The sequence below is a fragment of the Mesorhizobium sp. 1M-11 genome (assembly GCF_001303895.1).
Lineage (GTDB): Bacteria > Pseudomonadota > Alphaproteobacteria > Rhizobiales > Rhizobiaceae > Mesorhizobium.
The window spans coordinates 69,367-81,950 of record NZ_LJSD01000037.1 but is presented as its reverse complement, the minus strand read 5'-3'; the positions used below and the strand labels follow the sequence as shown (position 1 = coordinate 81,950).

General features: G+C 61.3%; 16 protein-coding genes and 2 tRNA genes. 7 read left to right on the top strand and 11 right to left on the bottom strand.

Going from position 1 to position 12,584, the window contains the following annotated elements:
* Window positions 1–26 precede the first annotated feature (26 nt).
* From AO692_RS15400 to AO692_RS15390, 3 genes are all read right to left on the bottom strand, one after another.
* Window positions 27–1,214, bottom strand: a complete 1,188-nt coding sequence (locus AO692_RS15400) for a PLP-dependent transferase (RefSeq protein WP_054310929.1) — start codon at window positions 1,212–1,214, stop codon at window positions 27–29.
* Window positions 1,211–1,945, bottom strand: coding sequence for a FadR/GntR family transcriptional regulator (locus AO692_RS15395; protein WP_054310928.1), 735 nt, complete (start codon window positions 1,943–1,945; stop codon window positions 1,211–1,213). The genes AO692_RS15400 and AO692_RS15395 overlap by 4 nt, the downstream gene beginning before the upstream one ends.
* 205 nt (window positions 1,946–2,150) lie before the next feature.
* A tRNA-Pro gene (locus AO692_RS15390) sits at window positions 2,151–2,227 on the bottom strand.
* Window positions 2,228–2,354: 127 nt separating this feature from the next.
* Between AO692_RS15390 and AO692_RS15385 the strand changes: the two genes are divergently transcribed.
* Both AO692_RS15385 and AO692_RS15380 read left to right on the top strand, forming a co-directional pair.
* Window positions 2,355–2,660, top strand: a complete 306-nt coding sequence (locus tag AO692_RS15385) for an ETC complex I subunit (RefSeq protein ID WP_054310927.1) — start codon at window positions 2,355–2,357, stop codon at window positions 2,658–2,660.
* A 71-nt stretch (window positions 2,661–2,731) separates the two neighbouring features.
* Window positions 2,732–2,808, top strand: a tRNA-Arg gene (locus tag AO692_RS15380).
* 47 nt (window positions 2,809–2,855) lie between these two features.
* On the opposite strand, the gene AO692_RS15375 is transcribed toward AO692_RS15380, so the two are convergent.
* The gene (locus AO692_RS15375) at window positions 2,856–3,077 is read right to left on the bottom strand and encodes a hypothetical protein (RefSeq protein ID WP_054310926.1); all 222 of its coding nucleotides are present in this window, start codon (window positions 3,075–3,077) and stop codon (window positions 2,856–2,858) included.
* A 35-nt stretch (window positions 3,078–3,112) separates the two neighbouring features.
* Entirely contained in the window at window positions 3,113–3,457 is a 345-nt protein-coding gene (locus AO692_RS15370; protein ID WP_054310925.1) for a hypothetical protein, read from the bottom strand.
* A gap of 290 nt (window positions 3,458–3,747) precedes the next feature.
* On the opposite strand from AO692_RS15370, the gene AO692_RS32795 reads away from it, so the two are divergent.
* Window positions 3,748–4,107, top strand: a complete 360-nt coding sequence (locus AO692_RS32795; RefSeq protein WP_152979850.1) for a hypothetical protein — start codon at window positions 3,748–3,750, stop codon at window positions 4,105–4,107.
* Window positions 4,108–4,219: 112 nt separating this feature from the next.
* Here the strand turns inward: AO692_RS32795 and AO692_RS33300 are convergent, their stop codons facing one another.
* From AO692_RS33300 to AO692_RS15340, 5 genes are all read right to left on the bottom strand, one after another.
* Window positions 4,220–4,438 (bottom strand): hypothetical protein, encoded by a 219-nt coding sequence (locus AO692_RS33300; protein WP_162531848.1) that lies wholly within the window; start codon window positions 4,436–4,438, stop codon window positions 4,220–4,222.
* Between the two features lie 143 nt (window positions 4,439–4,581).
* The gene (gene dprA, locus AO692_RS15355; protein ID WP_054310923.1) at window positions 4,582–5,712 is read right to left on the bottom strand and encodes a DNA-processing protein DprA; all 1,131 of its coding nucleotides are present in this window, start codon (window positions 5,710–5,712) and stop codon (window positions 4,582–4,584) included.
* Window positions 5,709–6,296, bottom strand: a complete 588-nt coding sequence (gene plsY, locus AO692_RS15350; protein WP_054310922.1) for a glycerol-3-phosphate 1-O-acyltransferase PlsY — start codon at window positions 6,294–6,296, stop codon at window positions 5,709–5,711. Before plsY ends, dprA begins: the two co-directional genes overlap by 4 nt.
* 33 nt (window positions 6,297–6,329) lie before the next feature.
* A complete protein-coding gene (locus AO692_RS15345) occupies window positions 6,330–7,616 on the bottom strand; it encodes a dihydroorotase (RefSeq protein WP_054310921.1) in 1,287 nt (428 codons plus the stop codon).
* Window positions 7,613–8,578: an aspartate carbamoyltransferase catalytic subunit gene (locus tag AO692_RS15340; RefSeq protein ID WP_054310920.1), complete on the bottom strand. Its 966-nt coding sequence runs from the start codon at window positions 8,576–8,578 to the stop codon at window positions 7,613–7,615. The genes AO692_RS15345 and AO692_RS15340 overlap by 4 nt, the downstream gene beginning before the upstream one ends.
* A 165-nt stretch (window positions 8,579–8,743) precedes the next feature.
* Between AO692_RS15340 and AO692_RS15335 the strand changes: the two genes are divergently transcribed.
* Together AO692_RS15335 and AO692_RS15330 are read left to right on the top strand one after the other, a co-directional pair.
* Window positions 8,744–10,375, top strand: a complete 1,632-nt coding sequence (locus AO692_RS15335; protein WP_054310919.1) for a DNA alkylation response protein — start codon at window positions 8,744–8,746, stop codon at window positions 10,373–10,375.
* Between the two features lie 253 nt (window positions 10,376–10,628).
* The gene (locus AO692_RS15330; protein ID WP_054310918.1) at window positions 10,629–10,970 is read left to right on the top strand and encodes a DUF6105 family protein; all 342 of its coding nucleotides are present in this window, start codon (window positions 10,629–10,631) and stop codon (window positions 10,968–10,970) included.
* On the opposite strand, the gene ruvX is transcribed toward AO692_RS15330, so the two are convergent.
* The gene (gene ruvX, locus AO692_RS15325) at window positions 10,918–11,394 is read right to left on the bottom strand and encodes a Holliday junction resolvase RuvX (protein ID WP_054310917.1); all 477 of its coding nucleotides are present in this window, start codon (window positions 11,392–11,394) and stop codon (window positions 10,918–10,920) included. The genes AO692_RS15330 and ruvX overlap by 53 nt on opposite strands.
* 67 nt (window positions 11,395–11,461) lie before the next feature.
* On the opposite strand from ruvX, the gene AO692_RS15320 reads away from it, so the two are divergent.
* Both AO692_RS15320 and gatC read left to right on the top strand, forming a co-directional pair.
* Window positions 11,462–12,169 carry a metal-dependent hydrolase gene (locus tag AO692_RS15320; RefSeq protein WP_054310916.1) on the top strand — a complete coding sequence of 236 codons (708 nt, stop codon included), beginning with the start codon at window positions 11,462–11,464 and terminating at the stop codon, window positions 12,167–12,169.
* A 96-nt stretch (window positions 12,170–12,265) separates the two neighbouring features.
* The gene (gene gatC, locus AO692_RS15315) at window positions 12,266–12,553 is read left to right on the top strand and encodes an Asp-tRNA(Asn)/Glu-tRNA(Gln) amidotransferase subunit GatC (protein WP_054310915.1); all 288 of its coding nucleotides are present in this window, start codon (window positions 12,266–12,268) and stop codon (window positions 12,551–12,553) included.
* Window positions 12,554–12,584: the final 31 nt, after the last annotated feature.

Sequence of the window (12,584 nt, the reverse complement as noted above, 5' to 3'; positions counted from 1 at the left end):
TCTTCCATTCCCATTTGTTCGACAGTTTATTTTCTTGCTTTTTCAAGGGCCTGTGTGATGTCGCTCCACAAGTCCTCGACATTCTCCAACCCGACATTGAGCCGGATGGTTCTTGGGCTGACGCCGAAGCGCGCCATGGAATTCACGCCTGGGGTCTGTTCCAGGGATGCCTTGGCCGGCACGACCAGGCTTTCATGGCCGCCCCAGGACACGCCGATGCGGAAATAGTTCAGCGCGTCGGTGAAGACGGGGATGTCGATCTCCTCGGTCACCTCGAAGGAGAACAGTCCGGCATAGCCGGCGAGCGTCGCCTTGCCGGGATGGTTCGAATAGACGGGATGGTTGACGCGTTCGACCATGCCGTGCGCCTTGAGCCGTTCGGCGATGGTGAGCCCGCTTTTCATGTGGTGTGGCAGGCGCAACGGCAGCGTGCGCAGGCCGCGCAGCAGAAGCCACGCCTCGAAAGGCGAAAGCTTGCCGCCAAGATAAGAATAGGTCTGCTCGTTGATGCGGCGGATGTTTTCGGCCGAACCGGCTACAACGCCGGCAACGGTGTCGCTGTGGCCGCCGAGATATTTGGAGGCCGAGTGCAGCACCAGATCGACGCCGTGGGCGATCGGCTTCTGGAAGATCGGGGTTGCCCAGGAATTGTCGATCGTGGTGACGATGCCGTGCTCTTTCGCCAGCCGGGTCAGATGCGGCAGGTCCTGCAGCTCGAACATCATCGAGGTCGGGCTTTCGAGATAGAGCAGCTTGGCGCCGGGCAGGGCGGCAGCCACCGCGTCTGGATCGGAGCCGTCGACATAGTCGACGGTGATGTTGAGGCGCGGAAACAGCCGTTCGAACAGGCGATAGGCGTCGCCATAGCAGTTGCGCACCACCACGATACGATCACCCGCGCCAACGAAGGCCAGAACCGTGGCGCTGATCGCCGCCATGCCGGATGAGAATCCGCGCGCTGCCTCGGCGCCCTCAAGCGCTGCTACCCGTTTTTCGAACTCCATGACGGTTGGATTGTCGCCGCGCGAATAGATCGGCTGGCGCCGTTTGCCGGCAAACGTGTCGGCCATCTCGGCATAGCTGGCGAAGGTGAACAGCGACGTCTGGTAGATCGGCGGCACCACGGCGCCGCCGACGAACGGGTCGTCATGGGCAAGCAGCGTGGCTGCTTCTGCAACCGGATCGATGTCGAGGTTCGGGCGAGGGTCGTTCATGCCTGGCGTGCCTGGTTGCGTGCTGCCTCGCCGCGCCGCAGGTCGGCTTCGACGGTGGCGATCAGTTTCAGCGCCTCGGCGCGCGCGCCTTCAGCGTCGCGAGCTGCGATGCGCTCGTAAATGGAGCGATGGTAAGGGAAGGAGGCGTGGCCGAAGTTGCGCACGCCGAGCGGATGCTCCCAGAAACGGTGGAACATTTCGTGCATGGCTGCGATCAACTGCTCGAACAGCGGGTTGCCGGACGCCCTGTAGATCGCCTGGTGGAACTCCCAGTCTTCCTCAGACGACATGCCGGCGCGGCTGTGAAAGGCCTCTTCCATCGTTTCGAGCTTGCGACGGATCAGATCGAGCTCCTGCGGGCCCGTGCGCATGGCGCACAGGGAAACGGCTTCGGCCTCCAGAGCGCGGCGGACTTCCAGTGTCTGCATGAGGCTGGCGAAGTCGTTGCCGCCGGCAAGCGTCAGCGGCATATGCAGCATATGTGGGGAGACGGCGGCCTTCAGGAACGTGCCGCTGCCTTGCAGGCGTTCGACAAGGCCGAGACCTTCCCAGCGCGTCAATGCCTCGCGCACGGTGTTGCGACTGACCTTCAGCCGCTCGGCCAGAATGCGCTCCGTCGGCAGCTTGTCACCCGGCTGCAAGGCCTCCTGCTGAACGAAACCCGCCAACGCCTCCAGCACCGCGTCGTCGCGTGCAGTGGTCTGGATCGGAGGAAGGCGAAGCTGGCTCATTCGTCACCGATTGGATCAATGGTCCAACCAATTGCATGATAGAAAAAGGGAGTCAACCGCGGAAGCGCGCTCAAATGGAAGTTGGGGAAAACCGAGCCGGCAACGCTTTGCGAGGCTGACGCTCGCGTGGGGCTTCAAGCGCCTCAAGGCGCGCCTTGGGGCGCAAGCGGGCCAACGCATGAGTGTTCAGGAAATGTGGGAAGAATGGTCGGAGTGGCAGGATTCGAACCTGCGACCCCCTGATCCCAAATCAGGTGCGCTACCAGGCTGCGCTACACTCCGAGGCCGCGTGTTGCCTAGTGGGTCGCACGCCGCAAAGCAAGCCCTAAAACCATTGGTCTTGCGGTTATTTCCATTGCGCAGTAAGCACCGGGAAGGAAACGGCGCGCCGCCGAGCAACGAGGTCCTCATGTCCGCACGCATTTTCAGCCCAGCCAAGACCGCCATGCAGTCGGGCAAGGCTCGAACCGGCAATTGGGTGCTCGAATTCGATCCGGAAAAGCCGCGCAAGATCGACCCGCTGATGGGCTACACCACCTCCGGCGACATGAAGAGCCAGATCAGGCTTTCGTTCGAGACGCGCGAGGAAGCGGTGGCATATGCCGAGAAGCAGGGCCTGGCGTTTCGGGTCGAAGAGCCGAAGGAAACCAAGCGGAGGCAGATTTCCTACTCGGACAATTTCCGCTATGACCGCCGCACGCCTTGGACACATTGACTGCTGATTGTTGCGGCAAAAGCCGTCGACTGCCCGCTTTGAGTTTGCTGCCCCGATTCGAGGCAGCCAGCGGTCCCGTAGCTCAGCTGGATAGAGCACCGGCCTTCTAAGCCGATGGTCACAGGTTCGAATCCTGTCGGGATCGCCAATAATTTCAAATGACTACGTGTCGTTTTTGAAGCCGTTCTCCAGAATTTACGGCCATTTCTTTCCCTTCAGTCCCTTGGGCTTCATTCCGTCGGCGGTTTCCATGAACTGGGCAACGGTGTCGACCCATGCCGCCGTCTTTGGCGGAATCTCCGCTTCCTCGGTAAGCCAAGCCTCGACCAGTGAAACGTCACATCCCAAGGCTTGCGCCAGCGTCTCAGGCGACCAGCGGACGATGGATAGGCACTCTTCGAGGCGTTCGGGTGTCATCGGAAGATACAGTCCTGTTTCATTTCGTGCCTTCCTTAACTTGAAACCGCCTGCAGTTCCTTCGGCAGGGGCTGACTTGAGCATTGCATATGCATGTCACGGGCGATCTGCTTGCGCTGCTTGTCCTGATGTTCCTTGATAGCCAGTGCAATCCCGATCCCGTATGGGCCAAGCAGGAGACCAGGTGCCAATTTGCGGGTTTCCTTTTCCTTGGCCTCAAAGGCCAATGCTGTCGCTCGAATTTGTTCGCACTGCTTCGACCGCCATTTTGGATCTTTGGTCGAGAGTGTGGCCGCGTAGTTGGTTGGTGAAGTTGCACAGCCGGAGACCAGTGCCGCAAGCAGGATTGCCACGCCCGTTGATACTCGATCCGTCGCCATGACGTCTCCATTTGCTCAGTCGTTGTTCGATGGAGAGCGATCTATGGAACGCTCTCAGCACGATGGCCGTAGATGCATCGCACCAAATGCGACCTAGCGGCCACAGTACCCTAAGCGGGTTTCCAAATGACTCACAAGCATGTCTCAAATCGTCCCGGCCGACGGCCGCTCAAGGATTGCTGGGTGGTTCCCATCTGTGCGGCGCTTCACAGACGCTGACTGACAGGTGCAGTACGCCAATTCTGTAAATCCCGGAAACGGGCTCAGGCTACGCGGATGGAGATTGTGCGATGGCTATGTGCGAAACTTCGCATTGGACCCTCGACTGCGGCGATGGGCATGGATGTTATCTGGTCGAATACAGCGATACCGGCGAACTCGCAGGATGGGGTTGCAACAGCGAACCGGTAAAAGGTCGACCAAAACGAAAAGATGACAACCTGAACCGTCTGGATACCGTCAGGCCAATTCAATTTTGCTGCAACGGCATGAGTCGAGATGGGTTGGCCCGTGCGCTCGACGACCTTGTCGCGGATTTGGCGGTCCCGTCGGGCAAGGAGCGCGAATTGGTCACCCAATGTTCGACCGGGACGGTGGCGGAAATTCTCCACGGTATCGGATTGGTCAGGAAAGCAAAGACCGCCAAATAGGAGTGCGGCGGTCTTCTGCAATCTCGAGGGCAGGCACGTTCTCGCACGGGCACATGAAAATTGCCGGGGACGCTGGGTGTCGGATCGCGAACGGCCGACCTTGGCCGTCACTTCATGCGGCGTCGGAAGAGCGCTTCTTCTTTTCCAGCCTCTTCTTCTCCAGTTCCCGCTTCTTTACGATTTCGCTCAGGATCTGGTGGGCGGCCTCGGCCTCGCGCTTGCTCAGCCCGGCAAGAAGCTGGTTGGCAAACACCACAGGCTGATCAGTTTCGTTGTCCCAGACCGACCAGAGATCCGTTGGCTCCAGCACTAACTCAAAACGTTCCTTCACAATCGCCTCCGTTTTCCCCACGCCCTGGCATGGCGAGAGTGGTGCGCGATTCTGTTCAACGAAACATGAGTAAAATCAGTAGGATAAGATTAGAATTTTATCGAACGAGCGAGTTCGCTGTCGTTTCGGTCCGGCAATGTGGATCAATGGCTAAAGATCAGTGAAACAAACCCGCCCGCATGGCGCTCAAGCCGACCGGCAAGATCCAGCTCCAGCAGGACTATCGCGACCTGGGCCGGGTGCAAGCCGGTATGTCGGATGATTTCGTCAATATTTACAGGGGCTTGGCCAAGCGTTTCGATGACCCGTTCGCGCTCGCTATCGGCAGGCGGTAGTGTCGCCGAAAAATCCGATGGTTCTTCCGCGGGAGTGTTTGGTACGAACCGCGTGTCGATCTGCGATGCCAGCGCGTTAAGTATGTCCGCCGTTTCGGTGACCAGAGTAGCGCCATCCTTAATGAGACCATTCGTTCCACGGGCGCGCGGGTCGAGGGGAGAGCCCGGCACAGCGAATACCTGCCGTCCCATTTCGGCAGCCAGTCGCGCGCTGATCAGCGACCCCGACCGCTCGGCGGCTTCCACCACGACAAGCCCGAGTGCCGCGCCAGCAACCAACCGGTTGCGGCGTGGAAAATCCTGGGCGCGTGGTTGCCAACCGAACGGCATTTCGGAAACCACCGCACCACGTTCGGCTATCTCGTCGTTGAGTCCGGCATTTTCGGGTGGATAGGGCAGATCGAGCCCTCCAGCCAGCACGGCGACCGTACCGGTGAGAAGGCTGCTCTGGTGGGCGGCGGTATCGATGCCGCGTGCAAGGCCCGAAACGATTGCATAGCCCTCACGGCCGAGTTCGGCGGCCAGGATACGCGCCATCTTGATGCCGGCGAGTGAGGCATTGCGCGCACCGACAATGGCAACCGTCGGCATGGCGAACACCGCGCCGGCGCCTTTCACGGCAAGCACAGGCGGCGGATGATCCATGTGTTTGAGCAGCGGGGGGTAATCCGGTTCACCGATGCAGACGAAGCGTGCGCCAATGCGCCTTGCAGCCTGCATTTCCGCTTCGATCTCAGCGATTGCAGGGATCCTGACCAGACGGCTGGCACCACCGGAAAGCGTCAGTTCAGGCAGGACTTCGAGCGCTGCCTCTGCCGAGCCGAAACGGTTGATGAGCGCGCGGAAGGAAGCCGGTCCGACATTCGGAGTGCGGATAAGGCGCAGCCAACTCAGCCGTTGCCGGTCACTGAGGCGCAACCCGACAACGGGCTTGCTCACCCTTTGGCTCCGATTCGGCCTTCTGTTCCGGCCCTCAGTCGCTCGATGTTGGCGCGATGCTTGTAGAAGATCAGCACGCTCATCAACGCGAAGGCCAGCGCATATTGCACTTGGCCGAAAAAGAACAGCACGACCGGTACGACGACACAGGCAACGAGTGCCGCAAGTGACGAGTAGCGGAACAACACCGCCATCGCGAGCCAGACAGCGCCGAAGATCAACGCCACTTGCCAGGCAAGTCCGATCAGCACGCCGAGATAGGTGGCGACACCCTTGCCTCCCTTGAAACCGAGCCAGACCGGGAAGATGTGTCCAATGAAGGCGCCGGCGCCAGCGAGCGCGCCGGCTTCCATCCCGTAACGCGCGAAGATCAGCGCCGGGATAGTGCCCTTCAGCGCGTCCAGGATCAGTGTTGCTGCGGCGAGGCCCTTGTTGCCGGTACGCAGAACGTTGGTGGCGCCGATATTGCCGGAACCGATGCTGCGTACATCGCCGAGGCCGGCAGCGCGTGTCAAAAGCAGGCCGAAGGGAATCGAGCCGCACAGATAACCGATGACCGGCGCAAGAATGGAAATCAGCGACATTGCTCCCCCGTCGCCCCGCGTCTCTTACGAACGCTAGGCGGAAAACACTGTGCGGCCCGCAACCAGCGTTTGCAAGACCTTGCCCTGCAGACGCGCGCCCTCGAAGCAGGTGTTTTTCGAGCGCGAGCGGATACCGGCCTCGCTCACGATCCAGGGTTCGTCGAGATCGACCAGAACAAGATCCGCTGGTGCACCGCGCTTCAATGTGCCACCAGCCAAGCCGAACAGCCGGGCAGGGGCCGTCGATAGCACTTCGACAAGCCTGAGCAGCGACAGATCCTGGTTATGATAGAGGCGCAGGGCAACAGAAAGCAGTGTCTCGAGCCCGATCGCGCCTGCTGCGGCATCGGCGAATGGCAGGCGTTTGGTGTCGACGTCTTGTGGATCATGCGAGGAAACGGCGATATCGATCGTTCCGTCCTTCAGTGCCTCGATCATCGCCACGCGGTCTTCCTCGGCGCGCAGCGGCGGCGCCAGACGGAAGAAAGTGCGGTATTGCCCGACATCGTTTTCGTTCAGCGCCAGATTGTGAATGGCTACGCCGGCAGTCACATTGGCACCGTCCGTCTTGGCGCGGGCAATCGCGGCCGCCGACATCGCCGTGGAGATCTTGGCTGCGTGGTAGTTGCCCCTGGTCAGCCGGGCGAGTGCCAGATCGCGCTCCAGCGGGATCAGTTCAGCTTCGCGCGGAATGCCGGAGAGGCCAAGCCAACTGGCGTAGAGCCCCTCGTTCATGACGCCGGCCGACGCAAGGTCGGCATCCTGTGTCTCGTGCGCAATGACCGCACCGAAGTCGCGGGCATAGGTGAGCGCGCGCCGCATCACCAGCGCATTGGCGATGGTGTGGCGACCATCGGTGAAGGCAACGGCACCGGCCTCGCGCAGCAGGCCGAATTCGGTCATCTCGCGACCATGCAATCCCTTGGTGACGGCGGCTGCCGGGAAGACGTTGACGCTTGCCGTTTCACGGGCCGTGCGCAGCACAAATTCCACCAGCGCCACCGTATCGATGGTCGGATCGGTATCGGGCATCATCACCAGCGAAGTGACGCCGCCAGCGGCGGCCGCATGGCTTGCCGAGTGAATGGTTTCGCGGTGTTCGCCGCCGGGCTCGCCAATGAAAACCCGTGAGTCGATCAGGCCGGGAATGATCGCCTTGCCGGCGCAGTCGATGATCCTGGCGCCCTCCGGAGTGCCCTGATTGAGCGCTTCCGCGCCGGCGGCAACGATCGTCTTGCCGTCGATGATGACGGTGCCGATCTCATCGATGCCGCGCGAGGGGTCGACAATGCGCGCGCGCTGAAAAATCGTCCTAGTCATGCGCCGCGGCCTTCCTGATTGCGGCGCGGATCGAGCAGCGCTTCCATCACCGCCATGCGCACGGCGACACCCATCTCGACCTGTTCCTGGATGACGCTCTGCGGCCCGTCGGCCACTTCCGAGGCGATCTCGACGCCGCGATTCATCGGCCCGGGATGCATGACAAGCGCATCGTCCTTTGCAGCCTTCAGTTTCTCGGCATCGAGGCCGAAATAGCGGAAATATTCACGCACCGATGGCACGAAAGCGCCTTCCATGCGCTCGCGCTGCAGCCGCAGCATCATGACGACGTCTGCATCCTTCAGGCCCTCGGCCATGGAGCGCGCCACGATGACGCCCATGCGCTCGATGCCGGAAGGAAGAAGCGTCGAGGGCGCGACCACGCGCACCTGGGCACCCAGCGCATTGAGCAGGATGATGTTGGAGCGGGCGACGCGCGAATGCAGGATGTCGCCGCAGATCGCCACGATAAGCTTGGAAAGAGGTCCCTTGGCGCGGCGGATGGTGAGCGCGTCCAGCAGCGCCTGTGTCGGGTGCTCATGCGTACCGTCGCCGGCATTGACCACCGAACAGCCGACCTTCTGCGCGAGCAGCGCGGCCGCGCCCGCCGACTGATGACGAATGATCAGGATATCGGGGCGCATGGCATTCAGTGTGATCGCGGTGTCGATCAGCGTTTCGCCCTTTTTCACCGAAGAGGAGGCGACCGACATGTTCATGACGTCGGCACCGAGCCTTTTTCCCGCGAGCTCAAAGGACGACTGGGTGCGCGTCGATGCTTCGTAGAACAGGTTGATCTGGGTACGCCCGCGCAGTGTCGAGGTTTTCTTCTCGGATTGGCGCGAGATCGCCACCGCGCGGTCGGCGCGATCCAGAAGGATCTCGATATCGGCAGGAGAAAGGTCGCTTATGCCCAGAAGGTGGCGGTGCGGAAACAGCGGAAGGGACGAAGCGTCAGTCATCTCAAGGCGTTGCTATAGGGCGGGTGCGGGCCACCCGCAAGCGCCTCGATTGGAAAGCGCGCCTTTCCACCGGTATTTTCGTCGCCTACGCGTGACAGCTTCGTTATAAACCGGCAGCGGTCCCGGATTCGAGCAGTCAGGCGGGACCGATTTGAAAGGGAAAGCGTGGCCGACGACGTGATAAATCAGCCGCCGCCGCTTGCCGGGGGCAATGCCTGGCGGGGCGATCCTTTGCTGATCCAACTGGCGGAGCGATTCTCGGAGCCGGTGCGCAAGGACCTCGACCAGCTCGGCCGCTTCGTGCTGACGCAGGAAGCGCAGGACCTGGCACGGCTCGTCAACATCGAAACGCCGAAGCTCAGGACCCATGACCGGCAGGGCCGGCGCATTGACCTTGTTGAGTTCCATCCTGCTTATCACGCGCTGATGCGCCGTTCGGTCGCAAACGGTCTGCATTCATCCGTGTGGGAAAATGGTGAGACCGAGATCGGCCGTCGCCATCAGGTGCGCGCGGCGCGCTTCTATCTGACGGCGGAACTGGAGACCGGCCATCTGTGTCCGATCACCATGACCAACGCCTCGCTGGCGGCGCTGATGGCCAACCCGAAGATCTTCCGGGAGTGGGCGCCACGCGTGACCACGCGCAAATACGATCAGGCGCAGAAGCCGCCGGTGGAAAAGACCGGGCTGACGCTCGGCATGGGTATGACCGAAAAACAGGGCGGCACCGATGTGCGCGCCAACATCACCAAGGCCGAGCGCGCCGGCTCCAGCGGCTTCTATCGGTTGTCCGGCCACAAATGGTTCATGTCGGCGCCGATGTCGGATGCCTTCCTAGTGCTGGCACAGGCGTCGGAAGGGCTGTCGTGCTTCCTGGTTCCGCGCATTCTCGGCGACGGATCGGGCAACGGCTTCAGATTCCAGCGCCTGAAGGACAAACTTGGCAACCGCTCCAATGCCTCCTCGGAAGTCGAGTTCGACAATGCCATCGGCGAGATGGTGGGCGAGCCGGGGCAAGGCATCAAGACCATCATGGACATGGTCACACTGACCCGTCTCGATTGCGCCGTCGCTTCCGCCGCACTCATGCGGGCCGGCCTGGCGGAGGCCGTTCACCACACGCGCCATCGCAAGGTGTTCGGTGCCAATCTTGTCGACCAGCCGCTGATGCAGCGCGTTCTGGCCGATATGGCGCTCGACGTGGCTGCGGCCACGGCGTTGTCGTTCCGCCTGGCACGCTCCTTCGATGAAGCGGCGGCGGACCGGGGCGAGGCCGCCTTTGCAAGGGCGATGACGCCGGTCGTGAAATATTGGGTCTGCAAGATTGCGCCGTCGTTGCTTTACGAGGCGATGGAGTGCCTGGGTGGCAACGGATATGTCGAAGAGGCTCCGTTGGCGCGCTATTATCGAGAGGCGCCAGTCAACGCCATCTGGGAAGGTTCCGGCAATGTCATGGCGCTCGACGTACTGCGTGTGCTCGGGCGAGCGCCGGCGCTGTTCGAAGAAGTGCTGGCCGGTATCGACAGCGACCTTGGCGCCACCGGACACGGCACGATCAGCGTGCTGAAGGCGGCCATGCAGGTGGCTTCGACGGACGAAGGCTCCGCCCGATTGTTGACGGAGCAGTTGGCTCTGGCGGCAGCAGCCGCGGAACTGAAGCGGCTGGGGGCAGGGCGCATTGCCGATGCCTTCATCGAAACGCGACTGGCAGGACAGTGGCGCAATACCTACGGCATGCTCGACTCACGCCACGACGCGCGGATGATCCTGGATACGCTCTATCCGGCGACGAACTGACGCGAGCGCACTCTTTCAGCCTCTCCCAAGGAGCAGGCCATTCCACTGGAATGCGTCTGCCGATCGGCTGTTAACCTTAACAAATGGTTTCCATTGCGGTGGCGGGCGGTAAGCCCCACTGTCTTTCTTCAAACCGCAGGAAGATCATGCGCACGTCGCCATCGCTCGAAAGCCAAGAGAGGACCGTCCATAGGGCGGTTTGGGCCGAGCTGTGCGCGGATCCGTGGTGCCGGGCGGCAGGAAAGGTCTGCTGATGCGCACCTTGCTACTGCTCTGGATTGCGCCGCTCACTTTGTTCTGGGGCTGGTACTTCCTGTCGCTCAACGACATGAATTTCGGCTATGTCATGTTGAGCCGCCAACTGCATGACCTGGTTTTCGAACTTTATGGCGAGATCCTCGGCATTGATCCTGCGCTGATCCCGGGGATGGTCGCCAAGGCCTGTGTCTTCGATTCGTTCCTGGTCGCGGGCATTGTCGCTTTCCGGCGACGCCGCCAGATCGCCGCCTGGTGGAGCCGGCAGCGTGCCGATCAGGTGCAGCTCAATCGGATCGAGCAAGTGTCCGGAGACGGTCCAAGACTCCCTGCAGAATAAAGGCTGCAGCGGCCGAATCGATGCGCGTTTCGCGTTTTCGCCGTGAAACATCCATCTCGAGCAGCACGCGCTCTGCCGCCACCGTCGACAGGCGTTCATCCCATAAAACGAAAGGCAACGGGCTGAGCGGCGCCATATTGCGCACGAAGGCGCGTGATTTCTGGGCTCGTGGTCCTTCGGAACCGTCCATATTGACGGGCAGGCCAATGATGATCGCTGCCACATTCTCCTTGCCGAGCAGGCCGATCAGGGCTGCGGCATCGATCGAGAACTTCTTTCGCATGATGACGGGACGGGGATGCGCGAAGGAAAGGCCACGGTCTGAAACCGCAACTCCAATGGTCTTGTCGCCCAGGTCGATGCCGGCAAGCGTGCCACCCGCGCTCAGCAATTGGGGCAGGTCCTCGATGGCGATGATTCCCACGCGCTTTCCTTTGACTTGATCCGCCGCCGTTCTATCTTCCTGCTCTCACAAAATCGAGGAGCGGTTGATGAAACTCACCTGGTACGGGCACTCGGCGTTTCGTGTGGAGGCTGGCGGCGCGACGATCCTGATCGATCCCTTCCTGGTAGGCAACCCATCCTGGGGTGGAGGCTGGGAAGGTGTGGCCGATGGTGTCACCCACGTGCTGATCACGCACGGCCATGACGATCATGTCGGCAGTGCTGTCGATATCCTGAAAAAGAGTGGCGCCATGCTGGTCGCCAATTTCGAGATCTGCATGCTGCTGGTCGGCAAAGGTGTGTCCGGCGACAAGATCAACCCCGGCAACATTGGCGGCACCGTCGATTGCGGTGGGTTCACCACGACTTTCGTGCAGGCGCTGCATTCCTCCTCGCTGTCAGGCGAAGATGGCACGAATACCTATCTCGGCAATCCGGGCGGAATGGTGCTGCATTTTCCGGATGACAAGACGCTTTACCATATGGGCGACACCGATATCTTTTCCGATATGGCGCTGATCAACGAGTTGCACGAGCCGAAGGTCGGTCTTGTGCCGATCGGTGATCGCTTCACCATGGGCGGCGCGGTGGCAGCCCTTGCGTGCCGGCGCTTCTTCAAGTTCGATACGGTTGTGCCTTGCCATTTCGGCACCTTCCCGGTGATCGACCAGTCGGCTGACAAGTTCGTCGCCGGCATGGAAGGTTCTGGCGCCAAGGTGGTGTTGCCTAAAGTTGGCGAGACCGTTTCCCTGTAACGAGGCGAATGTGGTTCCGCGCCGTTCAAGGTTGCGCGCGGCGCGGCGCGCGGCTATAGCCGCCTGAACCTTTCCGACACGATCGCCGAGGCACCCATGTCCGTCGACATCCAGACCGTCAAGCGCGTCGCGCGCCTTGCCCGCATCGCTGTGAGCGAGGAGGACGCCGCACGCATGACCGGCGAACTCAACACCATTCTCGGTTTCGTCGAGCAATTGAACGAGGTTGATGTTTCCGGCGTCGAGCCGATGACGTCGGTGACGCCGATGGCGATGCGGAAGCGCGAGGATATCGTGACCGACGGCAACAAGGCCGCCGACATTGTCGCCAACGCGCCGGCGACCGAGGAAAACTTCTTCCTGGTGCCCAAGGTGGTGGAATAAAGCCCTGACCGTTGCGGTAACGATTCAAGAT

Excerpts from the sequence above, each read along its gene's own strand:
- AO692_RS32795 (WP_152979850.1), top strand. The coding sequence starts at position 3,748 with ATGGCTATGTGCGAAACTTCGCATTGGACCCTCGACTGCGGCGATGGG.
- AO692_RS15385 (WP_054310927.1), top strand. The coding sequence starts at position 2,355 with ATGTCCGCACGCATTTTCAGCCCAGCCAAGACCGCCATGCAGTCGGGC.
- AO692_RS15400 (WP_054310929.1), bottom strand. The coding sequence starts at position 1,214 with ATGAACGACCCTCGCCCGAACCTCGACATCGATCCGGTTGCAGAAGCA.
- AO692_RS15395 (WP_054310928.1), bottom strand. The coding sequence starts at position 1,945 with ATGAGCCAGCTTCGCCTTCCTCCGATCCAGACCACTGCACGCGACGAC.
- AO692_RS15345 (WP_054310921.1), bottom strand. The coding sequence starts at position 7,616 with ATGACTAGGACGATTTTTCAGCGCGCGCGCATTGTCGACCCCTCGCGC.
- AO692_RS15375 (WP_054310926.1), bottom strand. The coding sequence starts at position 3,077 with ATGACACCCGAACGCCTCGAAGAGTGCCTATCCATCGTCCGCTGGTCG.
- plsY (WP_054310922.1), bottom strand. The coding sequence starts at position 6,296 with ATGTCGCTGATTTCCATTCTTGCGCCGGTCATCGGTTATCTGTGCGGC.
- AO692_RS15370 (WP_054310925.1), bottom strand. The coding sequence starts at position 3,457 with ATGGCGACGGATCGAGTATCAACGGGCGTGGCAATCCTGCTTGCGGCA.
- AO692_RS15320 (WP_054310916.1), top strand. The coding sequence starts at position 11,462 with ATGAAACTCACCTGGTACGGGCACTCGGCGTTTCGTGTGGAGGCTGGC.
- AO692_RS15330 (WP_054310918.1), top strand. The coding sequence starts at position 10,629 with ATGCGCACCTTGCTACTGCTCTGGATTGCGCCGCTCACTTTGTTCTGG.
- gatC (WP_054310915.1), top strand. The coding sequence starts at position 12,266 with ATGTCCGTCGACATCCAGACCGTCAAGCGCGTCGCGCGCCTTGCCCGC.
- AO692_RS15340 (WP_054310920.1), bottom strand. The coding sequence starts at position 8,578 with ATGACTGACGCTTCGTCCCTTCCGCTGTTTCCGCACCGCCACCTTCTG.